Raw genomic sequence first — 21,279 nt, 5'->3', positions numbered from 1 at the left:
AAGCCGATCCGAGCGGTGCCCGGCTCCCTGCAGATCGCCGCGGAGCACGTCGCCACACTCCCCCGGAGGAACAGCGGGAACTGTGGGAGCGGGAGGCCCGCGGAGAGCTTCGGATCGCGCCTCGAGCCGAGATGGGCATCCCGCCGGACAAGGTCCGGATTCTGCCGAGCGCCTTGAAGCATCTCGATGAGTACGACAAGCTGGAGGACGAGTAGGGCCACACTGTGGACCCGAAGTGGCGTCGACCACTAGTTTCTTGTCGCGCAACAGGTCTCGGATGCCGCGGGTGTACACGGGCGCCATGAGCACCTCGCAGCCCTTCACCCACGCCATCGCCAGCCCCTCCGCCCGCCGCGACATCGCTGCCACCGCGCCGGGGGGCTCGCAGCGCACAGATCGATTAACGGTTGTTGCCCAGGCTGAACGCCAAGCGGGATTCTCGATAGCTGCCCCTAATGAGCGTTCTCAAATTACCTCCCCATTTCGTTGCTATCGGCAGGCTTTTGCGACTTCATCTGGGGATGAAAATTCGCCAATGCGGGGACCGCGGGTCGGAAGCGGCCGTACTCTCGCTGGCGTGAATTCACTGGGAAACGAGACCATGCGGACGAAGTCTGCGGCAGCCGTGATCGTCGTCCCCGGAATCATGGGATCGGAACTCAAAGAAGGTGACCAGACGGTGTGGGGGTTTAAATCGCTACGCTGGTACTTCGACGTCTGGAAAAGCAACCAGTTCCGATCCCTCGCCCTGACGCAGCACGAACGCGACGGCGACTATGGGCGGATCACCGCGACGAACCTTCTCTCCAGCCCGGCATTCCTGGCGAAGTTCGGCAAGATGAATCCCTACCACGCTCTTGTTAATCGACTTCGGGGCGATTCAGTGCATCCCGACGCGGTGACGGCCTTCCCTTATGACTGGCGACTTCCCGTCGCTTACAACGGCGCCCTCTTGGCGCGGCACATCGAACAGCACGCCGACAAGTGGAGCAATCATCCCGCTGCCCGCGCGCATCGTGCCGCGTACCCCAAGGCAGCTGCGAACGTTGTGATCGTCGCCCATTCGATGGGCGGGCTCGTCGCACAGCACGCTGCCGAACGCGTCGGTGTCGATCGGATCATCGCCTTGGGCACCCCGTGGCACGGAAGCATCCTGAGTCTCAACGCGATGTCGGCGGGGGTGCTCAACAAGCTGCCGTTTTCCGAATCGGCCGTGCGCAATCTCACTGTGACGCTGCCGTCCATGTACGACCTGCTGCCGTGGTGGAACTGTATGGCCCCAGCACCGACAACGCGCGAGGATCCGCATCCCGTTGACCGCGCACTCATCGAGTCGATCGGAGGAAGCTGCAGTCTGTACACCGACGCCACCGCGGCGTACGCAGACAGGGCGACGAACCGCGCAGGGGAAGTCCTCGATGTCATCGGAATCGGCCAACCAACCTCCGCCTCGGCGTGCATCACCGACGGAGTTATCCATCCGCAGAAAGAAGCTTACGTCCGGGACGGCGTCGGGTTCGAACGCAGTGCTGCTGGCGAACTCGTCACCGTTGAGCCGCTAGGCGACGGAACGGTCCCCACATTCTCGGCGGCGTTCCCGGGACACGTGTCGCAGTCGTACCAGTTCCTGGGGCACGGCCTACTGTCGTACGCCGCTGAAGGCGTGGAGGTTGCCACGCACTTCGTCAAGAACACCGACGAACCGACGTTTCTTGCGGGCGGATCCGAACTCGGCGTCGCGGCTCCGCAACTGATCCGCACTGGCGCCGACGCCGAGTTGGAGATCGTCGGCGCGGAGTTCGGTGCAGACGTGCGTGTCGCGATTCTCGATGAGGAAGGTCAGGTCGTGGTGCGGCCGCGTTTCGTGGCACGCGATGGTCGGAGCTTCGCTCCGGCAGCCACGGAGGAGGAGGGAATCTTCACGGTGCGGGTTGACGATGGGCACGGAACACCGGTCGAGACCTCGTACATGGTCCTCTCGGAGTAAGCATGGGGGTGAACGCGGTCCTTGTGACTAAGTACGACAACTACGAGGACATCACCTTCAGCGAAAGCGAAGACTACGCCGCCGCGGTGGCGGAGATGTTCGCATCATTCGGGATTGAGCGAGAGGAACCACTGCGGGGGCGGGTCAGCGCGGCTGAACTGAATGCTGCAGTGAAGACGTGGAATTACTCCACCACCGGGACGGTGGTCTACTGGCTCGGACACGGCGCCGGGCCGGGCACACCGCAATCGCCGGGACGACTCCTCCATTCGGCGAGCGCGAGGGAGGATACGCACGACGGGCTCTTACATGGCCCTCTGGCAGACGGTCTCGCCAAGCTAGATGGCAACACGAAGTGGGTCGTGCTGATCATCGAGGCATGCCGCATCGATGCGTTCGTTCGGGCGCTGAAGGAGTGCCTCCGTGAAAAGTCACAGCAGTACATGTGTCCGACGCTCATCCTTTTTTCGTCGAAAGAGGTGACCTCCCCCGGGAGCGTGCTAAGTGTCCTTAAAGAAGTCATTGACGACGTATGCGGCGCCGACGCCGAGGTCCCTCTCGCGAAAATCGCGTACGAGTTCGAACTTCGGCTTTCGACAGGCGTTGCGTACGAACTTTTACATGTCGGCCGGGCAACCCTCACGAGAACAACACAACTCCCGGCAGGTCAGACTCTCGACGTTCATCGTCAACTCAGAGCAGTCGTTGATGCCCTTCCCCCCGACGAGCGTCAGCACTTTGTTGCCAAGGCGCAGTCTGCAGGGTCTGGGGAACTGACCTGGAACTTCGAGGGACGCGCCGAGGAGCGCCGAGCTGTAAGGTCGTGGCTCGACACGGACGACGCGCCGATCTGCATCGTTCGAGGGGAGGCGGGCCAAGGGAAGTCGGCGTTCCTCGGAGACATCGTCACCCGGTCTCGACCTGACCTGTGTGAAGCTTTGGTTCAGGCACGCCTGATGACGGCAGTCGACTCGTGGACAGACCTGGGCACACCGAACACGGTCATTTCCATCAACGCCTCCGGGTTGACGACGCGTCACCTGCTCGACCGCATCTTGGAGGGGTTGGGTGAGTCTGCCGACACCGATGCCGATACCGACAGATCCGTCGAACGCGTAGCGGCGCGAGTCGCCTCCATGGACGAATTGGTCCTGTTCATCATCGATGGAATCGACGAGATGCAGGAACCTATCGAGGGTGCCCGCTTCATCGGTACACTCAGCGCACGATGCCAGGCGAAAGTTCTTGTCGCCTGCCGAGATACCCCGAACGAGGGTCGGCAGTACCTCTCATTCGTTCATCCGAACCTCGTTCAGGCTATCGCCGACGCCGCTCCCACCGGGAAGACCCTGACGATCACCATGCAGGAGGACGAGGGTGCGATCGTCAGGTACATCCAGAAGAGGTTGGCGCAGCCGAGCGACGGGCTCGTGATACCGGACCCCTCGCACGTGGCCGCGAAGAACTTCCTCCACGCCCGTCTCTTGGTAGACGAGATCCTGGCCGAACCGGACTACCTCGACCCAGAGCTACTCGGCGAGCTCCTTCAACTCGAGTTGCCGGGATTGTTCGACGTAATGCTTGGCCGCCTTAAGCGACTGAACCCCGCGTTCATTCCAATCTTCCAGGCGTGCGCCCTTTCTCAGGGCCGCGGGCTGCCGCTGGCTGACGACGTCTGGCTAATCATGGCGCGCGAGGTAGCGGCGAGCGATGAGGGCTTGGACCACGACGCCCTCGCCGCCTTCCTCCGCGCCGCCGAACCCTACCTGCGCATCGATATCGAGTTCGACCAGACGGTCTATCGGCCCGCCCACTCGTTGCTTCGCGATCACCTGCTGAGCACATTGGGGGGCGTCACTGCCGACTACCACGTCATCCTCGCGAGATTGTGCGCGACGCACGTCGGGGCAGCGGAACCCAACGCCTACTACCGTCACGCAGCGACCTTGCACGCGAAGGGTTCTCACCGTAGGGGCTGGTGGGAGATCGACCGCATCAAACCGTCGGTATGGCCGCGACTCGAATCGTCGCGCGTCGTCGAGGATGCGATGAGGGACTTGTTCGGAAGGGCCAACATGCCCAGCGGAGTTGAAGAACTGGTGTTGCGCCACCACATCGATGCTGAGTTCGGCGGTTCTCGTGCCGTTGAAGGATGGGCACAGGCGATGCGGGAAGGAGGATACCCGAAAGGTCGGGCAGGGGAGGCTCCTCACGAGAGTCCACGATTGCACTGGGCTCGTGACATTGTCCGGCAACCGCTTTTCCTCAGCCTGACCGGTCATCCAGGCCAGGTGACTGCCATAGAAGACGCTCGCCTAGGGCCGGATGAATCCGGGGTGCTCGTGGGAACGAACCGGGGAAGTGTCTATCTGTGGAACCTGGCGTCCGGGGGGTTGGTGACGGAGTTCGAAGGCCTGCAGCGCTCAGTCACTTCCCTCTGCTCGGTTGCTGATACCGCGCATGGGTTGGTGGTGCTTGGCGCCGACTCAACCGGGGGCATCACGGCGTGGTCTGCGAAGACCCTGCACGTGCTGTGGCCAGACCCCGACGGAGATCCACCTACTGCCCGCAGGCCCGGGAATTGGCTGGCGCCCAAGCCCGCCGCCGTAAATGCAGCGGCGATATCCATGGTCGCAGTATCGCCCCGTGACAACGTGTCGGCTGTGGTCGTGGTGTCGGAGCACAGGATCCGCGTCGTTGACGTTCACACCGGCAAGGATCTCTGCGCATCTCGACCATCGATCCGGCGTCTGGGGTCGGCCGTCGCTGTCAGTGACGACGTAACTGGTACGAGGACAATCGTGATCGGAACGGCGGGCGAAGCGAACTCTTCCGGATCTAACGCCGAGCCCGCTGGCTTCGTCGAACTGAACCTCCAGACTGCCCGTCGTGGCCTGAAACTCACCGTGCCTCGATTCGTTGAATTGCCAGCCGCCCTGATGTCGATCCGGTTCATACAGGATGCTCAGGGCGGGTTCCGGCTGCTGCTCTCACAAGGACAGGTGCAGCGATGGGCGCCGGGTTCACGGCCTCGGGCCGAATTCCCCGTCGAGCCCGGCGAAGTCGTCCGATTGGGCGATGTCTCCTCATCTCCGCTGGGACTGACGGATGTGTGCGTCATTGACCGGCCGGACTCGCTTGTCCTGCGTGTCGTCGATGGCGACCGGGCGGACCAGATTGTGGCGTCTCATGGTGGCGCCTCGACCGCTCTCCGTGTCATCGATCGCGAAGACGGGCGCGCAGTAGTCGCATCCGGAGGCTCGGACCGAACCGTTCGGATATGGGATCCGTACTCGGTGGGCGATCGCAAGTCTGCCCACGGCGGACATGCTCAGCGGGTGTTGGCAGTTGGTGCAGGCGGTGGGAACACTCTGGCCGTAGTGGCCCGCCAGGGGGGCACGTTGCAGTTTGTTGATGGTTCCAGTGCTCGAACTATCAGAGAATTCTCCTTGGGATCCACAGCCGTGAATCTCAGCTCGTCAGTGGACAATCCCGGCCGGGCGTTGATCGCCGCCAGCGCGGCGTCAGGGCAAGTGCACCTGTGGCGACAGAACAACCTCGAGCGCCCGGTGAAACAGGAGTTTGTTGCGCACTTCTCGGACAGAGTCGTGGTCGACGTCGACCCAACCGCCGAATTCGTGGCGGCCGCGACCTCGGGTGGTGTCGTGGCGCTGTGGCGTCAGACTCGTCAGATCGACCTTGTAGCGGAGATGCAGTTTCCGGCGTCACATGTAACGAATGTGAAGGTGGTGCGACCATACGGCGACCTTGCCGCGGTCGTTGTCGTAACCGACACAAAGGTCTATACGTTTTCGGTCCCTTTGCCCCTGAGGCGCACAGCAGACGTGCGGCGCACCGAGGGTACGTTCGACGGGTCCGCGAGGGTGTCCTGCCTATACGCGAACGGCCGCGGCGTGGGGCTCGTCTCTGGAGCAGATGACGGGCAAGTACACATCCTTCCGCAGCTGTGGACCGGTAAGGACGGTCTTAACGTCGAAAGCGGAACATCACCGAGATCGATGAATCTCCGCCAGCCAATTTCGGCTATCCAGGCACTTGCGCCTGAGGCTGGTCGTCGGGTTCTTGTTGTGGGCGGGGCCTACGGTGCGTTGGCCAAGTCGAATGACGCGTTTCGCGGACCTCTCCGTGTCGTTGAGTTCGGTCAGCCCATCTCATCGGTCTCGGCCCACGGCGCAGCAGTGCTGGCGGCGGTCCAGGGCGGCGTAGTCTCTTTCGCCTTCGGCCGCGATTAGGCGACAGGATTCCCTCCGGCGGGAACCCGACGTGAATCATGTCGCAGGCTGGTGATGTCTCGCCCGTAACGTACGTCGGCGGAGGGGCTGGCAGAGAGAATGCCTCTGGGCGACAAGGCTGTCGGACCCGACAGCCTTGTCGTAACGCCGCCGCTGTAACCGCGCCCTGCGCCGACTCCTGCCCGCCGAGCGTGGTACCGCGGTGGAATGACCAGCCGCCAACCCTTCCAACACGCCATCCAGAACAGCAGCATCCGCCGCGACATCGCCCTCGCCGTGCACGACGGGATCCCGCCGGATCAGCTCGCTGAGGAGTTCGGGATCAGCCTCAGCACCGTGCACCGGTACGCGGCGGAGTGGGATGGTGCGGACCGAAAGGTGCGGGCGCTCAACGCCGATCAGCGTCAGCAGATCATCGACGGGTGCCGGCGCGGTGCACGCCGCAGGTACGAACGCGAGTACGGCGCCCGTGTCGTGGAACAGGTCATGGGGGAGGGCTGACGTCGCAGGTCGGCCCGGCTACCGGCGCCGGCCACCTCGCCGTGGCCGCAAACCACAGCCCCGCAACCGAATCCGGTTGCGGGGCTGCGTCGTGTCGGAGTGAGGTCAGTCGCCCGACAGGATCTCCAGCGACTCGAACGCGACGGTGTCGTCGTTGCCTCCGTCGTCCCACCGCACCAGGGTGTTCGCGTCATCGAGGTTGGACACGATCACGCCGGTGCGGCCGTTGGATCGGAGGGCGCAGTTGACGCCGTCGTAGATGGACACTGGAGTCGCTCCGTTCTGCGGCGTGGACCGCCGCGGTTGGTGGGTCGGGGCATCTGTATCTCCCCGGAGGTAGATCCGACGTGTAGGGCGCGGTGTGCCGCGAACAGCGTTGCACCCCTGACTATCTCTGTCGAGCTCACGTGAAAACTACAGGGGCACTGGAGGTTTCGGTTGCGCAGTTCGCCGACCTCCAGTACACCTGGAGGCATGGTGAAGCAAATGAATTCGCAGTCCTCCACCAGCGGGGACGTGACATCGAGCAAATGGGTGGGCACCGCAACGGCGGCAGTGGAGATCAAGCGGACGCAGCAGCACGTCCGCGATCTGGTGCATCGCGGTGAGCTCGCCGCGTCGACCGCACGTGACGGCCGCCAGATTCTGATCTCGCGCGCGGACCTGGACGCGTACAAGGCGCAACTCGGAATGGAGAACTGATGACCGCCAGCATGACCGATCCGACCCCGCGTGAGCAGCAGCTGTACGCGCACGCGGCGGCTGCCGCGATCGCTTGCTCCAGCAGCGGCGATTTTCTGCAGTTCAACGTCTCCGGCCGTGAACCGTCCCCGGCGGCACAGCGGGTGCGGGTGCAGCAGGAGCTCGACGAGGCACTGACGGGACTCGACGCGATGCTCCGCCGCAAGAAGGCGCCGCCAGCCGGAACCCCGGTGGCCACGATGGGCCGACGGCTGGCCGAACGCGATGAGCGGCTCGACGCGGTTGCCGGCACCTACACGCCCGGGCCTGGACTCCAGACGCTCGCCAAGACCATCACGCTCGAAACGATCTCCGCCCTCGAAGGAGGCAAGTAACTATGGCCGGAACCAAGGTGGACGAGCCGCTCGACGTCGAGTTCGACGACATCGACCCGGACGCCAAGCCCGAGCCGGATCTCAAGACGGATCCGAACGACGAACCGAAGACCGAACCCAAGTCGGAGCCTAAGGCGGATCCGAAGCCCGCCGGCGGTGGCGGTGATCCGAAGACCGCCACCCCGGCCCCGGACGCACCGACCCCGGATACTCCCGCCGACCCCCCAAGCCGACTGCTGGCGAGCGGATCGGCAACGGGCTCGGCTTCCCGAAGGAAGAACTGGGCAAGATCAAGACCGAGCCGTGGCAGGGCGCAAAGGGCTTCCTGAAGGCACAGTGGAACGTCACGCCGCAGGCCGTGGAGAACGTCGCCGCCGCGAAGGCTGCAGCTAAGGCCGGCCGCGACGCAGTGAAGGCCGAGGGAGCCACTGCGGAGTCGGTCGCCGCCGCGAAGCAGTCGGCCCGCGACGGCGTCAAGCTGGCGGCGGGGGAACTTTTCACCAAGGTCGGCGCGGTGAAGATGGCGTCGCGCGCGGTCCCGGTTCTCGGCTCGTTGTACTCCGCATACGAGGCGTTCAACAGCTTCAAGGAAGGCCGCATCGTTGCGGGCTGCTTGGATCTGATCGGCATCATCCCCGGCCCTGTTGGTTGGGTCGCGATGGCTGCATCGTGGGCATGGAAAACCTGGGGCGAGGACCGGATCGGGCAGTGGGACAAGCCGGACGACACCAACACGCACATGCTCCCCGGCAGTGCGGCGGAGGAGTCCGGCGTTGCGGCGCTCGACCGGATCATCACCGAGGCGCAGCGCAACGTGTTCTCCTTCCAGGACGGCTCTACCGGATCGGTGTGGGATTCCAACGCGCCCAAGGCTCTTCGCCTCGATGGTCCCGAGGTGGAGAAGGCTCTGTCGGACTGGTTGGGCGGGGTCGCCGGCTTGTTCCTGGAGATCGACAAGGCCATGACGCAGTCCGGTGAGTCGTACTTCCAGCAGCAGCGGACGAAGCTGCAGCCGCGCCTCTCTGCGATGGCGGCGTTGAAGGGCAAGAGCAAGGACATCGTCGCGGAGCTGAAGGCCGCCAGCGACGGTGCAGACGAGGCGTACAAGGCGGTCATCGGCGCGAACGTCGATGCCCGGAAGCAGCTTGCCAACGACGGAGAGCTCAGCGATCAGGCCGGCGCTATCACCGCTACCACCTTGCTGGAGAAGGGCAAGGCGAAGCTCGACGCAGCGGAAACCAAGCTCGGCCAGCTGTTCGGCGAAACCCCCGCCTTGGTGGTCAACACCGCCGAGGGCACCGTCGCCGCTCCGGCGGCCACCCCCACCCCCAAGCCGACGCCGACCCCGACTCCGGCGGTCACCCCCGCCGCGACGACCCCGGCGCCGCAGCAGACCACGCCGAAGACGGAGACCCCGACGCCGAAGACGGAGACCCCGACGCCGAAGGCGACGGACGACGCCTTGAAGAAGCTGATGGAGCAGCTGAACAAGACTCAGACGCCGGCCGGCAATCCGCTCGGTACCGGTGGCGGTCTCGGTGGTGGAAATCCGCTGGGCAACTGCGGTCTCGGTGGCAACCAGGGCGGAGGCACGCCCCTCTCGCAGACCAAGCCGCAGACGACGTCCGAGCCGAAGAAGCTGGTCGAGGACAAGAAGCCGCGGGAGAAGCGCGAGGAGAAGGAGGAGGCGAAGAAGGAGGAGCAGAAGAAGCCGCTCACCAACACCAAGGCTGCGCAGGAGAAGGCCGCCGTCCCGGCCGCAGAGCCCAAGCCGGCAGTCGCACCCGCAGCCGCCCCGGCCGCCGCTGCACCGACTCCTGCGCAGCAGAACGCCGCCCACGCTGCAAAGGCAGAGGAGAAGCCGAACACTGACGTCGATGTGAAGGGCCAGAAGGCGACTTTCCCGGATCCTAAGACGGCGAAGATGGCACAGCTCCTCGCCGCGGCCGACCCCACGCATCCGAAGAGCCTGGCGGACGCGGCGGCTGAGGCCGGACTCAAGCCGCCGGTGCCGGGCCAGGATCCCGGTCAGCAGGTGCCGCCGTCGGACGCCAAGCCCGGTGACGTGATGGTGGCCGGCGAGAAGAAGTACATGTTGCTCGGCGACGGCAAGTTCTACGACCTCGGCGAGTACAAGGTCGTGGGTGCGGACGAGCTGCCGAAGGAGATGGGCGACCGCGCCGGCTACTTCCGGTTGCAAGATGCGAACGCGGGCCAGCCGGCATCGGGTCAGCAGCCGGGCGGTGTGGTGCCGGTAACGAACCCGCAGGGACCGCAGGGGCCGATCTCGCCGCAGAACCAGGGCGGGGCACAGCACCAGGTGCCGGGCGCGACGGGTGCTCCTCAGGGTCCGATGAGCGGTAACCCGCCGCCGGCGGGTATGCCTCCCGCTCCGGGTGGCGTGCAGTCCGCTGGTTCGCCCGGCGTGCCGAAGCCGGGCGCTCCGGGTACCGGTCCGGGAAACGCCTCGGCGACTGATACCGGCACCGGCGTCGGCGGCCCCAGCACGGCGGGCGGACAGCGGCTCGACCCTGGTGCGGTGCGGTAGGTCCGGTCGCGTAAGGAAGCCCCGCAACCGATTCGGTTGCGGGGCTTCCTACTGTTTCGGGTCAGTCGCTGTGTTCGGTCTCCGTCACGATGCGCCTGATCAGCGTCGACGGCGCCAGCCCGTAAAACCTTGGCCAGCGTGATCAGCTCGGGAACTCGGCAGGGCCGTTCGCCCTGCTCGACACGTGACAACACCGACTTACTGATAGCCGTCGCCGCCTCGACCTGCCGCAGGTCCATCGCGGCGGCCTCTCGAGCAGCGGCGAGCACGCTGCCGGTCGCCCGGTCGGCCTCAGTTGGTGGTGTCGGTGGACGTGGCATGCAGGCATTCTGCAGCAAGCTCACAGCAGCGGGGCAGGGATCCGGAGTGCGGCGCGGGCGCGGCCACCTCCGTGTTGGCCGCCGTGATGATCACTGGCGCGTCGAACATCGTGGACAAGAATTCTGCCGCCGCGGCGATGTGTGAGACGCCGGCTCTGATGACGGGGCGAGTGCCAGTTGTGTGCGTGTCCGAATCGTGCCACGGGTGTCCGACACGACGGGATATGAAAAGTATTGCGGCTCAATCTAGTTCGCGGCGCAGTTGTATGTCATCGAGCCGAGATCATGCATCAGGCCATACTCCGCCGCTGGTCGGCGCGTTGTTGCATGTTGCGTTGCATGTGCATCGTGTGCGAAATCGATTGCGGTACTGAATATTCGGCCATGGGACGTGACAGAAATCGGTCGCGACATGTCGGTGATCCGGTGCATCATCTGACTCCATGCCCATCGAAACCGCCCACCGACGAGCGCCGGGAAGAACTCGCCGCCGACCTTCGGCAGCGCGCTCATCTGGTCCGTGACCACGGCTGGGAGCCGTACGAAACCACCTGGTCCACAGGTGAGGTTGCCGGCGTCCGCGCGGTGCTCGGTGAGCCCGACGCGCTCGATGCCGCGGTCGAAGTCTGGGCGCCCACCCTGTGGGGCATCAGCGGTGCTGAGGCAGACGCGACCACTGGCTACGAGCGTAGCCGGCGGTGGTTCCGCATGGCCGCACAGCTCGAATCCACCGCGCCGATCGACCTGACGCCCCCACCGGCTGGCCGCCGATCGATCCTGACGACGGCTGGGCGGCGATCCTGACCGCGCTCCGCGACGACCTGGAACGCATCGACCCGCACCTCGTTGTGCGGTAGGTGAAGCAGAAGTTCGGTGTCCTCGAAGTGTGGGCCGAAGCGAGTGCCCCGGAGCTGGACGCCGCGGTGCGCGAGCGGATCGCCGTCGCCGAGCGGCAGTCAGCCGAGACGTGTGAACGCTGCGGAGCGCCGGGGCAGCTCCACCGTCGCGACAACGGCTGGATGCGGGTCGAGTGCGATGCCCATGCGCAGGCCGCGCATCGGTGGCCAGTGTGCCCCTGGCCGGGGTGGGTGCTGATCTACGCGCAGCTGATCCGTGACTTGGTGGAGGTGGACGAAGACCTCGTGATCGAGTCCGTTGACGTCCGGGACGGCGAGGTGCATGTGGAGGTACGGGGCAACAGAGTCGATCGGCACAACGCAGCCATGGCACTGATCGCCGACGCCGAGGACAAGTCGCTGATGACGTGCGTCGTGTGCGGTGCGGAGGCTGAGATCCCCGATGGACCGGTGCTGCCGCTGTGTGAGGTGCACCTCTGATGCGATACGACCCCGATGCCTGCCGCCTCGAGCTCACGTCGCGAAACCTCAACGCGCTCTTGGACAAACTCGACGACCCGCAGAGCGCTCGTGCGATTGGCTCCCCGTGCGGCCGGGGGACGGTGCGCGCCGTCGAGGACGTCGACCGCACGAGCACCGACACGTCCGGCGGTGTCGTCACGGTCACCCGCAGCGAACTCGTGGCGCTGCGGGCGGGGGAGACGGTCACGGTCGGCGAGGTCAATGTGGTGCCGGTGCCCGACGCGGCGCACTACGCCAATCGCCCGGCCGGTGACGTGTTCATGCCGAGCAGCGGCGAATGGCGAGTCGGTGCGGTGGTCACGCCGGATCGGCTGCGGCACATCTGCGAGGTGTGCGGCCGCGACGAGATTCTCACGCCAGCGGAGGCTTTCGACGCAGGGTGGGATTACCCGCCGAAGCAGGGAGTGTTCGGTGTTATCAGTCCGAGGTGCTGTCCCGACTGCCCGAACAACAAGACCGTCTGGTGGGCGCTGATGATGGACGGCTTCACCGAGGACATGCTCAGCGATCAGCAGCATGCAGTGGTGGCCCGAATCCTCGATGAGCCAGGCTCGATCATGGTGATGAAATCGTGACGGTAAGTAGAGGCTGGGCCGACATCGAAGCCAGCTTGCGACGTGAACTGGCGCTGCTCGGAGTCAGTCGGATCACAACGTACGAGAAGTACGGGACGCTCCGAATCGAGACCAATCTGTGGAACGCGGAGGTAGAGGCCACCTGCGACCGTGCACAGGAACGGTCGTCGGTCACGTGTGAAAACTGCGGGCGCCCCGGCCGAGCGCGGACCCTGCCCGGCGGGTGGGTGAAGACACTGTGCGATCAGTGCCCCGGCGTCGAGGGCGCTGTCTTCATTCGTGACCGACCTGGCTGGCGGGTACGTGTAGAGCAGCTGGTGCAGGACCTCGACGCGATCGAGCCCGGCGCCAGGGTGCAGATGGTGTCGCCGAGTTTGCGTGGGCCACAGGCGGTTTTCACAACGACGACAGAGGCGGGCAGGGCCGCTGTGTTCGCCGCGCTGAACGACTTGCGCCTTACGTGTGGTCGATGCGGTCGCGTACAGGAAAACGAAACGACGTGGCGCCGCGAATTCTGGTGCCCGGACTGCAGAGGGAGAGAGCGATGAGCCCTGTCACCGTGAATGACAACGACCTTGTTCCGATCACCGACATCGGCGGCTGGCTGGCAGCCCACGGCGAACACACAGCTCTCCGTGCGCTCGGCGAGCTGCTGCTCGGTGTGACCGCTGATTCGCATCGGGCGGAGACGGCGGAGCGGTTCACCGCGCGACACCTCGGGGTTCCGCCGACCGACCTGGTCGACGAGGAATGCGAACTGAACGCCGTGACCCGTGTGACTGCCGCCCTGGCTCTCGCGGAGATGATTGCGGCGCACGATGCGGAGGTGGGTTCCGGCGATTACGCCAGCCCGCCAAGCTACACGCGGACCGAGGTCGCGGACGGCGAGCACCGCCGCCACCCGCAGTGCCTGCGTGCGGCGTTCCCGACCGCCACCCTGGCCCCGAATGCACCGGTGGTGGTCAAGATCGAAACCCGAAGCGGCAGCATCCATGACCCGGCGATCACGGTGTACGCGGCGCGGCAGAACCAGCCCGCGGCGCAGGATGTGATGGATCAGATCATGGCCCGTGCCGATGAGCTGAATCCGTACCGTGGGCGCGCCGTCCGCGCGAGCATCAGTCGCGGGCTCACTCTCACCGTCATCGACCTGCCACCGCTTAGCCGCACCCACATCGTCGTGCCGGAAGCAGTGTGGAGCGAGGTGGACCTGGGTGTCGCAGCGGTACGGGACCAGCACGAGTTGCTCAACGCTCACGGCTTGGGATGCCGCCGTGGAGTCCTGCTCGTCGGTCCGCCCGGCACCGGCAAGAGCGCCGTGTCGGCGGTGGTGGCACGGGAACTGCTGCAGTCAGGGTTCACCGTGATTTACGTCGAGGCCAAGGCCGGCCAGCACCTGCTTACCGCGGTGGTGGAGGAAGCGGAGCGGCTCGGCGGGCCCATTTTGTTGGTGCTGGAGGACGTGGACCTGCGGTGCCGAGATCGCGGCCACGGAAGCAGCGGCGGTCTCTCGGAACTGCTGCAGGCGATGGATATTCGGCCCGATGCGCGCATCCTCACCCTGGCATCGACGAATGACGCGGCGACGTTGGACGCTGCGGCGATCCGGACCGGTCGCTTCGACAGCATCGTCGTGGTGAACTACCCCGACCGCACGGCCGCCGCCCGCATCCTCAGCGGTCTCGTCGACGGAATACCGGGTGAGGTGGATGCCGTGGCCGTGGCGGGCCAGCTGCCGGAGCAGACCTCCGGATCGGATCTGCGCGAGATAGTGCGCCGCGCCGTGCTCAGCGGTGACGGCACCGTGTCGACGGCCTCGCTGCTCGCCGAGATCGGCTCGGGCCGGTACCGCGCGCAGGTGCCGACGAGTGGGCAGTACCTGTGATTCGCACCCTGGCGCTGTTCTATGCGGCGAGCGACATCAACCGTGCGAGGTGCTTGTTCGAGTCCGCGCTCGGCATCGAGTTCCGGGAGGAGCACCGACTCGAAACGTTCACGTGCTTCGTCGCGGAACTATCCCGCGGGATGGCACTGGAACTGCACCGGACCGGTCGCGGCGAGTTCACACGGATGATGCTGGAGTTCGAGGTCGCCGACATCGACGCGGTGGCCGCAGCGCTGACGGCGGCGGGGTTCGAGGTGCGGCGAAGGGGCCGAGTCGTGCTGGTGTCGGATCCGAACGGGAACACCATCGCGCTCAGCCGACCTGCCCGAGCGCCTCGTCGATGAGCCGGAGGATTTCTCGGTGGGGCACCAATACCCTGCTGCCGAGGTGGACCGTCCGAATGACGCCCTGCTTGCGCAGTGTGCGCAAGCGACGTGTCGTAACACGCAGCTCGTAGGCCGCCTCTGGGAGGCTTAGCAACGAGTCCGGGGTCAGGATTCGCGGTGCGTCCGTCACGGGGCCTCCTCACATGTGTCGACGAATCGGAGGAGCTCGCTGTGCCGGATCAGGGTGCGACCGCCGATCTTCACTTTGCGAATCTCGCCTCGGGCCATCAGCCTGAAGAAAGTGCGCTGGCTGATCCTCAACTTCGAGACCGCCTGGGGGATCGTGAGCAACGAGGCGTCGGTCAGGACGCGCTGCGCCATCAAGGGCCTGCTTCCAACTCTGCGATGAACCGCAGAACCTCCCGGTGCTGGATCAGCGTGCGATTGCCGAGCTTCAGTGTGCGGATCTTCCCCTGGTTCATGAGCTTGTAGACGTATGACCTGCAGATTCGCAGCTCGGCCGCGGTCTCTGGAATCGTGAGGATCGAGTCGGGGGTCAGGATGCGACCCGGAGCATCCTGGTCTCGGTGGTACGGCCGACCTCCGACGTCGGGATCAGAAGCGGGGGCGTGACGACGCCGTGCAGGAGATGCCGTCGCTTGGAGTTCCACGCGGACCGCGTCGGCGATGGCAGCGACCAGTGCCGCCACCGCGGCGGCGATCGGATCGGATGTGGTCACTCGCGCGAGTTTACGATCTGGAACTGAACTGTCAAGACCTGCAACGGTTTTCACCTCGCCTTGCATATGCACCTCGACGAGGCATCGGTACATGCAACAGGTCGGGTGAGAACCAAGAGCTTAAGCATCCTGGGGTTCGCACACGGGATTACCGCCTCGTCGCGATGACGATAAGAAGGGGGTGCGAGCGGTTGTCCGCGCCGCACGTAGCTGCGACGCTTGCTGACTCGGTAGTGGGGCAACACGCCGCGGTCGGTGGTCGTGACCAGCAGAGCGCCTTGCGGGTGGACACTCTCAGCAGGGGTCTGTTGCTTCGGGGGTGAGGAATCATGAGCATCGAAGTGCTCATCCACGGGGCGTCCGTGTCCATCGACCGCGCCGTGTTCAGCGCACTGTTGGAGAACTCAATCGCGAGCACCTACGTCGCCTATGACAAAGCGCTCGCCGCAGGTGCGATCGACTTCACCGACCTCGTCGCCCTGGCCCGGCACGGGGAGATCCCGTACTCGCTGTTCTTCGCCCCGCTCCCACTGGTGCAGGCACAGGTCGCTGCGAAGACGGACAAGCTGCTGGCCGGACAGACCAAGGACACGTTCTCGGTGAATTCGCGCGACGTGGTCAACATGCGCGACATCGAGCTCATCGTGAAGGACCTCCTACGTAAGCAGGAACTGCTCAAGAAGCACGATTCGACTCTGACCAAGAATCGGATCATCGGCCTTCTGAGGAAGCCGGGGAAGTCGATCAAATCCGACGCCGACAAGTTGATGGGCGCGCTCGGCGTCACTCACGACGGGCTGCACTCCGCGCAGAACAAGAAGGCGGCGCTGGCTTACCTCATCGGACGGCTGGAGGCGAACCAGGTACTCGTCTCGCAGAGTTCCCGCACGGTCATGCCGCAACGGATAACGGTGAAGTTCAGCGGGATGACAGTCAAGGACAACAAGGTGCCTTACGTCTTCCTTGCCGGGGGAGACGCCGGCGACTATCAAGAACCCGATGGGCGTCGGATCTTCACGCTCACGCTCTTGTCAGTGCTGGTTGCGCGAAAGATCTTCGCGCCGGTCACCTACGACGGCAGCACCATTGGTAGCGCTGTCGACCGGGAGTACGACATCGTCGGCGAGATACTGATGCCTGCCGCGCAGGTGCGGGACCATGATTTCGGGTCGCTGGACGCCGTGAAAGCCGCGGCCGACGAGTTCAAGGTAACGGCTAGCGCAATGGCGGTGCGAGCAATGCGCCTCAAGCTCATCAGCGGCGAGGCGGCCTCAGGCTACCTCGGTGAGCTCAAGGGGGAATACGAACGCCGGCTCAAGCCGAAGATGCGATCACCGAAGGTGGTCAACGCCATCCGGAACTACAACGGCCGTGAGCTCTCTCTCCGGATGCTCGACGTTCTCGATTCGGGAAAGCTGTCTCGGAGGGATTTCTGCAGGTCTGTCTGTCTCAACAAGATCAAGCCGACGGAGATCGACGAGTTTCGGGAGGCCCTGCGGTGAACGAGCATCAGTACCTGGTCGACAACAACGTCCTGGCCGCGCTGTCTCGGGAACAGCGGGCGAGTGCGTTCTTCCGCACGCACTGCCATATCCCCGACGAAGTCCTGTACGAAGCGAGGGGATTCCCGGACATCGCCGAGCTCAGCGCACGCAGGTATGAGACGACCGAGGGCGTCCTCCGTCAGCTGATCACCGTCATGAAGACCGTTCCGGTCACGGACACCGACCTGGTCGATCTGTATGCGAACCGCGGCAACGCCGACCCCCTCATAGTCGCGTGCGCGCTGGATGCAACATGGCAGAACGAGGACAAGCTATTCGGGCCCACGTGGGCAGTGGTGTCCGACGACAAGGCTGTGCGCGCAAAGGCCACCGAATTTGAGATCGAGCTACGGACTGGCGCTGAGTTCGCCGCGATCCTCGACGCTCGTAGGCGAATCGCTCACTTGCCCCTGTTACACGCCGCCCCCGCTGCGGGCAGAGTCACGGGCGACTGTGGTGCTGGAACGGCCTCGGCCGGCGAGCCCCGTGCGCAGCGCCCGATGACCCACCGATGACCCATTCACCCCGACGGACCCCGAACACCGCGACGGAAACCGCTAGGTCAGCGTGACGGATGAAGATCCGCGAACTGGGCGTATGCCCGATCGGGGCCTTTACACACCAGCGGTCGGCGGTTCGATACCGTCCGCGCCCACTCCAGTTTCCCCTGTCAGGGCCGCTGCGGCTCAGTGACCGAAAACCCCGCCGTGGCAAGCGTGCGCCGAGCAGCGGGTCGGCCATACTGGCCCGGTGGGGGGTCTGACATGACGGCCGGCGTCGACCGGTGAGGGACATACTTTTCGCTGCGGGCCTGGCTCTGGTGGTCTCGCTGCTGCTGACTCCGGTGCTGATCCGGGTGTTCACCAGGTTGGGCTTCGGTCAGGAAATCCGTGAGCACGCTCCGCAGAGCCACCAACGCAAGCGTGGAATCCCGACCATGGGCGGCGTCGCGATCCTTACCGCGATCTGGGCAAGCTACTTGGGCACCAACCTCATTGGGCTCGGTTTCGGCGGTGAGGGACCGTCGGCGTCGGGCCTCCTGGTGCTCGGGCTGGCCACGGCGCTGGGTGCGGTCGGCTTCACCGACGACTACATCAAGCTGCGGCATGCACGCAATCTCGGCCTGAACAAGAGGGCCAAGTCCGCAGGCCAACTGATCGCCGCAGTCCTTTTCGGCGTGCTCGCGCTGCAGTTCCGCAATCCCGACGGCCTCACGCCGGGCAGCGCCGAAGTGTCCTATGTGCGCGACATCGCCGTGCTCACGCTGGCACCCGTCGTGTTCGTGCTGTTCTGCATCGTCGTCGTGTCGGCGTGGTCGAATGCCGTCAACCTCACCGACGGTTTGGACGGACTCGCCGCAGGTGCCATGGCAATGGTGAGCGCCGCTTACGTGCTCATCACCTTCTGGCAGTTCCGCAACGCGTGCGCCGTCGGCCCGGCACCCGGCTGCTACGAGGTTCGCGACCCGCACGATCTGGCCCTGGTCGCCGCGGCGACCGCGGGTGCCTGTGTCGGATTCCTCTGGTGGAACGCCGCACCGGCCAAGATCATCATGGGTGACACGGGCTCGCTGGCGCTGGGCGGCATCATTGCCGGGCTTTCGGTGACCAGCCGCACCGAGATTCTGGCGATCATCGTGGGCGCACTGTTCGTGGCCGAGGTGACCTCGGTCGTCATCCAGGTTTTGGCGTTCCGCACCACTGGCCGCCGGGTCTTCCGTTTGACCCCGCTGCACCATCACTTCGAGCTGATGGACTGGCCGGAAAGCGCACTGACCATTCGGTTCTGGCTGATCACGGCCATCGCATGCGGTCTGGGGATCGCGTTGTTCTACGGCGAGTGGTTGACGGCCGCCGGCGCGTGAGCGGCACGCCGGGCCGATTGTCACGCCGCGTCGTGGAACACCAGTCCCAAGGTGTGCCGCTCACCGGACCGGACCGCCGAGACACCGTGCCGGATCGGCGCGGCCGACCAGCCCCGCGCCGATTGCACCGGGCGCTCGCGCGTCGTGAACACGAAACCGTGGCCGTGCGGCAGCAGCGTGGCGGTGCCGCGGGACTGTGCGCGGGGCCGTTGCTCGACGAGCAGGAACTCGCCGCCGGTGTGGTCGACGCCGGGCCGGTTCAGGTTGATCACCACCTGCAGCGGGAACACGAGGTCTCCGTACAGGTCGCGGTGCAGGGCGTTCCAGTCGCCCGCACCGTAGCGCAGCAGTATCGCGGTCGAGCGGGTCTGGCCGGCCTGGTGACACATGTCGAGCCACTCGTCGAGCGTGTCCGGCCACGGCGCCGGGCGCCCGAGCCTGGCCCACCAGTCCCGCGCGATCGGCAACAGCCGTGGATACAGCGCCTGTTTGAGCGCTTCGATCGGCTCGGGGTACGGCGTGCCGAAGTAGCGGTACTCGCCACGACCGAAGCGGTGTCGGGTCATGTCGATGGTGCTGCGGAACCGGTGGTCGTCGGGGTACATGGCTTGCAGCGCCTCGGTTTCCGCGTCGGTCAGCAGGCGTGGCAACAGCGCACCGCCGTACTCGTCCAGCTCAGCGGCGACGGCAGCCCAGTCGCCCGAGTCCACCCGTTTGCGCCACCTGTTCATGCTGCCCGCTCCAGGTCCAGCAGCGTGGTCTTGGCGGCCAGACCGCCGATGTAGCCGCCGAGTGAGCCGTCCGAGCGCAGCACGCGGTGGCACGGCACCACGACGGGCAGGGGATTGGTGGCGCACGCGGTGCCGACCGCACGCACGGCGTTGGGGTTCCCGACGGTCTGCGCGACGGTCTTGTAGGACTCCGTGCGGCCGTAGGGGATGTGCGACAGCTGACGTTGCACGAGCTGGCGGAAGCCGCTCGACAGCGAATAGTCCAGCGGCAGGTCGAATACGCGGCGCGTGCCGGCGAAGTACTCGTCGATCTCACGGGCCGCGGCGTCGAGCCGTTGCGGCGCGCGCAGCACGCGCGGGCTCAGCCGCTGCGCCAGCGTGTCCAGCACCGCGTCGTGGTCCTCGGTGTCGTAAGCCACCCGTACCAGCCCGGTTTCGGTCGCGGCCAGCAGCAGCTTGCCGACCGGCGTGTCGATCGTGGTGTAGGCGACGTCGAGCAGCCCTTCGGCGGCGGCTTGTTCTTCCAGCCTGCGGTGCAGGCGGGCCAGGGTGTCATTCATCGGGCTTCTGCTTCCATGAGTGCGTCGGGGAAAGTTGTTCGCAGCGTGGCGATTCCGTCAGAGGCGGCCTTACGCGCCGCCGCCGTCGTGCCGCCGAGGATCTCGGCGATCTCGGCGTAGGGCAGCCCGACGAGATAGTGGTAGGCGACCGCCTGGCGTTGCTTGGGCGGCAGTGCCTTGACCGCCTCGGTGAGGCCGCCGTCGTCGGCGTCGGGCACACCGATCACCGAAGGGCGGTCAGGTACCTCGCTCACGGCCACCGCGCCGCGTTGCCGCACGCGAATGATGTCGACCGATTTCCGGTGCGCGATGGTCACGAGCCAGGCCTGCACGTTGGCGTCCTCGGGCAGCTTCGGGTAGGCCCGCATCGCCGCCAGGAAGGTCTCCGACCAGGCGTCCTCCGCGTCGTGCACGCCGAGGACGAAGCGGCATACCCGCAGCACGGTGTCACCGTGCGCGCTGACGATGCGTTCGAATGGCGCCTTCATGGGCATCGACGATTCAACAGTTCCGCTCCTCGTTCGTGGCTTGCCGTCACCCTGTAGACGCACCGGAGCCGCGGAACGTGAGCTTGTCCGGAAAAATCAGCCACCCGGCGGCGCGAAGAATTCCAGCGCGATGCCGTCGGGATCGCGGAAGCTCAACCCGGATCCGTACGGCGCGTCCACGATCCCACCGTGACTGACACCCAGTTCGTCGAGGCGTCGCTGCCAGGACTCCAGCGCGGCACGGTCGGCGCAGCCGAACCCGACATGGTCCAGGCCCGCGCGGAACTCGGTGAACTCGTCGCCCGCGATCTCGCGGTCGTGTTCGTGGATGCCGAACAGGGTGCCGCCGTCCAGCGCCCACACCAGATGGTGGAAGCCGCTGTCGGTGTGCTCGTCGAGCACGGGATCGGTTCCGATCAGCGCGCGATACCACGGTCCGCTGACCGCGAGATCGCGCACCGTGACCGCGACGTGGTTGAGAGTCGGGAAATCTGGCATTGCT

The 21,279-nt window shown here is 65.6% G+C and carries 23 protein-coding genes and 1 pseudogene; 15 read left to right on the top strand and 9 right to left on the bottom strand.

Annotated features, from left to right (window positions below):
- Positions 1 to 301 precede the first annotated feature (301 nt).
- The 3 genes from G6N67_RS36160 (at position 302) to G6N67_RS36150 (ending at position 6,741) form a co-directional block, all read left to right on the top strand.
- A complete protein-coding gene (locus G6N67_RS36160) occupies positions 302 to 1,987 on the top strand; it encodes an esterase/lipase family protein (protein ID WP_163642438.1) in 1,686 nt (561 codons plus the stop codon).
- A gap of 2 nt (positions 1,988 to 1,989) precedes the next feature.
- Positions 1,990 to 6,240 (top strand): NACHT domain-containing protein, encoded by a 4,251-nt coding sequence (locus G6N67_RS36155; protein WP_036438896.1) that lies wholly within the window; start codon positions 1,990 to 1,992, stop codon positions 6,238 to 6,240.
- Between the two features lie 207 nt (positions 6,241 to 6,447).
- Positions 6,448 to 6,741: a helix-turn-helix domain-containing protein gene (locus G6N67_RS36150; RefSeq protein ID WP_036438898.1), complete on the top strand. Its 294-nt coding sequence runs from the start codon at positions 6,448 to 6,450 to the stop codon at positions 6,739 to 6,741.
- Between the two features lie 105 nt (positions 6,742 to 6,846).
- Here the strand turns inward: G6N67_RS36150 and G6N67_RS36145 are convergent, their stop codons facing one another.
- Complete coding sequence (locus tag G6N67_RS36145) at positions 6,847 to 7,008, bottom strand: hypothetical protein (protein WP_163642436.1); 162 nt, start codon at positions 7,006 to 7,008, stop codon at positions 6,847 to 6,849.
- Positions 7,009 to 7,227: 219 nt separating this feature from the next.
- On the opposite strand from G6N67_RS36145, the gene G6N67_RS36140 reads away from it, so the two are divergent.
- The 4 genes from G6N67_RS36140 to G6N67_RS39405 are packed head-to-tail and all read left to right on the top strand — an operon-like array spanning position 7,228 to position 10,365.
- Positions 7,228 to 7,443, top strand: a complete 216-nt coding sequence (locus tag G6N67_RS36140; RefSeq protein ID WP_036438900.1) for a helix-turn-helix domain-containing protein — start codon at positions 7,228 to 7,230, stop codon at positions 7,441 to 7,443.
- Positions 7,443 to 7,817 (top strand): hypothetical protein, encoded by a 375-nt coding sequence (locus G6N67_RS36135; RefSeq protein ID WP_230022328.1) that lies wholly within the window; start codon positions 7,443 to 7,445, stop codon positions 7,815 to 7,817. The genes G6N67_RS36140 and G6N67_RS36135 overlap by 1 nt, the downstream gene beginning before the upstream one ends.
- Before the next feature lie 2 nt (positions 7,818 to 7,819).
- A complete protein-coding gene (locus tag G6N67_RS36130) occupies positions 7,820 to 8,146 on the top strand; it encodes a hypothetical protein (protein ID WP_163642434.1) in 327 nt (108 codons plus the stop codon).
- Between the two features lie 29 nt (positions 8,147 to 8,175).
- Positions 8,176 to 10,365: a hypothetical protein gene (locus G6N67_RS39405; RefSeq protein ID WP_235684086.1), complete on the top strand. Its 2,190-nt coding sequence runs from the start codon at positions 8,176 to 8,178 to the stop codon at positions 10,363 to 10,365.
- A 110-nt stretch (positions 10,366 to 10,475) separates the two neighbouring features.
- On the opposite strand, the pseudogene G6N67_RS39780 reads toward G6N67_RS39405, so the two are convergent.
- Together G6N67_RS39780 and G6N67_RS36120 are read right to left on the bottom strand one after the other, a co-directional pair.
- Positions 10,476 to 10,685, bottom strand: a pseudogene (locus G6N67_RS39780) (helix-turn-helix domain-containing protein); the annotation flags it as partial.
- Complete coding sequence (locus G6N67_RS36120) at positions 10,657 to 10,794, bottom strand: hypothetical protein (RefSeq protein WP_163642432.1); 138 nt, start codon at positions 10,792 to 10,794, stop codon at positions 10,657 to 10,659. The gene G6N67_RS36120 and the pseudogene G6N67_RS39780, both read right to left, overlap by 29 nt.
- A gap of 317 nt (positions 10,795 to 11,111) precedes the next feature.
- Here G6N67_RS36120 and G6N67_RS36115 point away from each other — a divergent pair, with 317 nt between their 5' ends.
- The 5 genes from G6N67_RS36115 (at position 11,112) to G6N67_RS36095 (ending at position 14,868) form a co-directional block, all read left to right on the top strand.
- Complete coding sequence (locus G6N67_RS36115) at positions 11,112 to 11,489, top strand: hypothetical protein (protein WP_131524809.1); 378 nt, start codon at positions 11,112 to 11,114, stop codon at positions 11,487 to 11,489.
- Between the two features lie 53 nt (positions 11,490 to 11,542).
- Positions 11,543 to 12,022 carry a hypothetical protein gene (locus G6N67_RS36110; protein ID WP_051579132.1) on the top strand — a complete coding sequence of 160 codons (480 nt, stop codon included), beginning with the start codon at positions 11,543 to 11,545 and terminating at the stop codon, positions 12,020 to 12,022.
- Entirely contained in the window at positions 12,022 to 12,639 is a 618-nt protein-coding gene (locus G6N67_RS39775; protein WP_407663299.1) for a hypothetical protein, read from the top strand. Before G6N67_RS36110 ends, G6N67_RS39775 begins: the two co-directional genes overlap by 1 nt.
- Before the next feature lie 544 nt (positions 12,640 to 13,183).
- Positions 13,184 to 14,524 carry an AAA family ATPase gene (locus G6N67_RS36100; protein ID WP_036438907.1) on the top strand — a complete coding sequence of 447 codons (1,341 nt, stop codon included), beginning with the start codon at positions 13,184 to 13,186 and terminating at the stop codon, positions 14,522 to 14,524.
- Positions 14,521 to 14,868: a VOC family protein gene (locus G6N67_RS36095; RefSeq protein ID WP_036438911.1), complete on the top strand. Its 348-nt coding sequence runs from the start codon at positions 14,521 to 14,523 to the stop codon at positions 14,866 to 14,868. Before G6N67_RS36100 ends, G6N67_RS36095 begins: the two co-directional genes overlap by 4 nt.
- A gap of 168 nt (positions 14,869 to 15,036) precedes the next feature.
- On the opposite strand, the gene G6N67_RS36090 is transcribed toward G6N67_RS36095, so the two are convergent.
- Both G6N67_RS36090 and G6N67_RS36085 read right to left on the bottom strand, forming a co-directional pair.
- The gene (locus G6N67_RS36090; RefSeq protein WP_036438917.1) at positions 15,037 to 15,231 is read right to left on the bottom strand and encodes a helix-turn-helix domain-containing protein; all 195 of its coding nucleotides are present in this window, start codon (positions 15,229 to 15,231) and stop codon (positions 15,037 to 15,039) included.
- Entirely contained in the window at positions 15,231 to 15,590 is a 360-nt protein-coding gene (locus G6N67_RS36085; RefSeq protein ID WP_230022331.1) for a helix-turn-helix domain-containing protein, read from the bottom strand. Before G6N67_RS36085 ends, G6N67_RS36090 begins: the two co-directional genes overlap by 1 nt.
- Before the next feature lie 329 nt (positions 15,591 to 15,919).
- On the opposite strand from G6N67_RS36085, the gene G6N67_RS36080 reads away from it, so the two are divergent.
- The 3 genes from G6N67_RS36080 to mraY all read left to right on the top strand — a co-directional run bounded on the left by G6N67_RS36080 (position 15,920) and on the right by mraY (position 18,998).
- The gene (locus G6N67_RS36080; RefSeq protein WP_036438920.1) at positions 15,920 to 17,092 is read left to right on the top strand and encodes a hypothetical protein; all 1,173 of its coding nucleotides are present in this window, start codon (positions 15,920 to 15,922) and stop codon (positions 17,090 to 17,092) included.
- A complete protein-coding gene (locus G6N67_RS36075) occupies positions 17,089 to 17,649 on the top strand; it encodes a hypothetical protein (RefSeq protein ID WP_036438922.1) in 561 nt (186 codons plus the stop codon). Before G6N67_RS36080 ends, G6N67_RS36075 begins: the two co-directional genes overlap by 4 nt.
- A 269-nt stretch (positions 17,650 to 17,918) precedes the next feature.
- Positions 17,919 to 18,998, top strand: coding sequence for a phospho-N-acetylmuramoyl-pentapeptide-transferase (mraY, locus tag G6N67_RS36070; protein ID WP_036438925.1), 1,080 nt, complete (start codon positions 17,919 to 17,921; stop codon positions 18,996 to 18,998).
- 20 nt (positions 18,999 to 19,018) lie between these two features.
- Here mraY and G6N67_RS36065 read toward each other — a convergent pair whose 3' ends face one another.
- From G6N67_RS36065 to G6N67_RS36050, 4 genes are all read right to left on the bottom strand, one after another.
- Positions 19,019 to 19,729, bottom strand: coding sequence for a 2OG-Fe(II) oxygenase (locus tag G6N67_RS36065; RefSeq protein ID WP_036438928.1), 711 nt, complete (start codon positions 19,727 to 19,729; stop codon positions 19,019 to 19,021).
- Entirely contained in the window at positions 19,726 to 20,289 is a 564-nt protein-coding gene (locus G6N67_RS36060) for a methylated-DNA--[protein]-cysteine S-methyltransferase (RefSeq protein WP_036438930.1), read from the bottom strand. Before G6N67_RS36060 ends, G6N67_RS36065 begins: the two co-directional genes overlap by 4 nt.
- Positions 20,286 to 20,777, bottom strand: a complete 492-nt coding sequence (locus tag G6N67_RS36055) for an RNA polymerase sigma factor (protein ID WP_036438933.1) — start codon at positions 20,775 to 20,777, stop codon at positions 20,286 to 20,288. The genes G6N67_RS36060 and G6N67_RS36055 overlap by 4 nt, the downstream gene beginning before the upstream one ends.
- Positions 20,778 to 20,873: 96 nt before the next feature.
- Positions 20,874 to 21,275: a VOC family protein gene (locus G6N67_RS36050; protein WP_036438936.1), complete on the bottom strand. Its 402-nt coding sequence runs from the start codon at positions 21,273 to 21,275 to the stop codon at positions 20,874 to 20,876.
- Positions 21,276 to 21,279 lie beyond the last annotated feature (4 nt).

This window comes from Mycolicibacterium mageritense, from assembly GCF_010727475.1.
Lineage (GTDB): Bacteria > Actinomycetota > Actinomycetes > Mycobacteriales > Mycobacteriaceae > Mycobacterium > Mycobacterium mageritense.
This window is presented reverse-complemented; position numbering and strand designations above follow the sequence as displayed.

Coding starts and splice junctions, on each gene's coding strand:
- G6N67_RS36160 (WP_163642438.1), top strand. CDS start 302: ATGAGCACCTCGCAGCCCTTCACCCACGCCATCGCCAGCCCCTCCGCC.
- G6N67_RS36155 (WP_036438896.1), top strand. CDS start 1,990: ATGGGGGTGAACGCGGTCCTTGTGACTAAGTACGACAACTACGAGGAC.
- G6N67_RS36150 (WP_036438898.1), top strand. CDS start 6,448: ATGACCAGCCGCCAACCCTTCCAACACGCCATCCAGAACAGCAGCATC.
- G6N67_RS36140 (WP_036438900.1), top strand. CDS start 7,228: ATGAATTCGCAGTCCTCCACCAGCGGGGACGTGACATCGAGCAAATGG.
- G6N67_RS36135 (WP_230022328.1), top strand. CDS start 7,443: ATGACCGCCAGCATGACCGATCCGACCCCGCGTGAGCAGCAGCTGTAC.
- G6N67_RS36130 (WP_163642434.1), top strand. CDS start 7,820: ATGGCCGGAACCAAGGTGGACGAGCCGCTCGACGTCGAGTTCGACGAC.
- G6N67_RS36120 (WP_163642432.1), bottom strand. CDS start 10,794: ATGTTCGACGCGCCAGTGATCATCACGGCGGCCAACACGGAGGTGGCC.
- G6N67_RS39775 (WP_407663299.1), top strand. CDS start 12,022: ATGCGATACGACCCCGATGCCTGCCGCCTCGAGCTCACGTCGCGAAAC.
- G6N67_RS36100 (WP_036438907.1), top strand. CDS start 13,184: ATGAGCCCTGTCACCGTGAATGACAACGACCTTGTTCCGATCACCGAC.
- G6N67_RS36090 (WP_036438917.1), bottom strand. CDS start 15,231: ATGGCGCAGCGCGTCCTGACCGACGCCTCGTTGCTCACGATCCCCCAG.
- G6N67_RS36080 (WP_036438920.1), top strand. CDS start 15,920: ATGAGCATCGAAGTGCTCATCCACGGGGCGTCCGTGTCCATCGACCGC.
- G6N67_RS36065 (WP_036438928.1), bottom strand. CDS start 19,729: ATGAACAGGTGGCGCAAACGGGTGGACTCGGGCGACTGGGCTGCCGTC.
- G6N67_RS36060 (WP_036438930.1), bottom strand. CDS start 20,289: ATGAATGACACCCTGGCCCGCCTGCACCGCAGGCTGGAAGAACAAGCC.
- G6N67_RS36055 (WP_036438933.1), bottom strand. CDS start 20,777: ATGAAGGCGCCATTCGAACGCATCGTCAGCGCGCACGGTGACACCGTG.
- G6N67_RS36050 (WP_036438936.1), bottom strand. CDS start 21,275: ATGCCAGATTTCCCGACTCTCAACCACGTCGCGGTCACGGTGCGCGAT.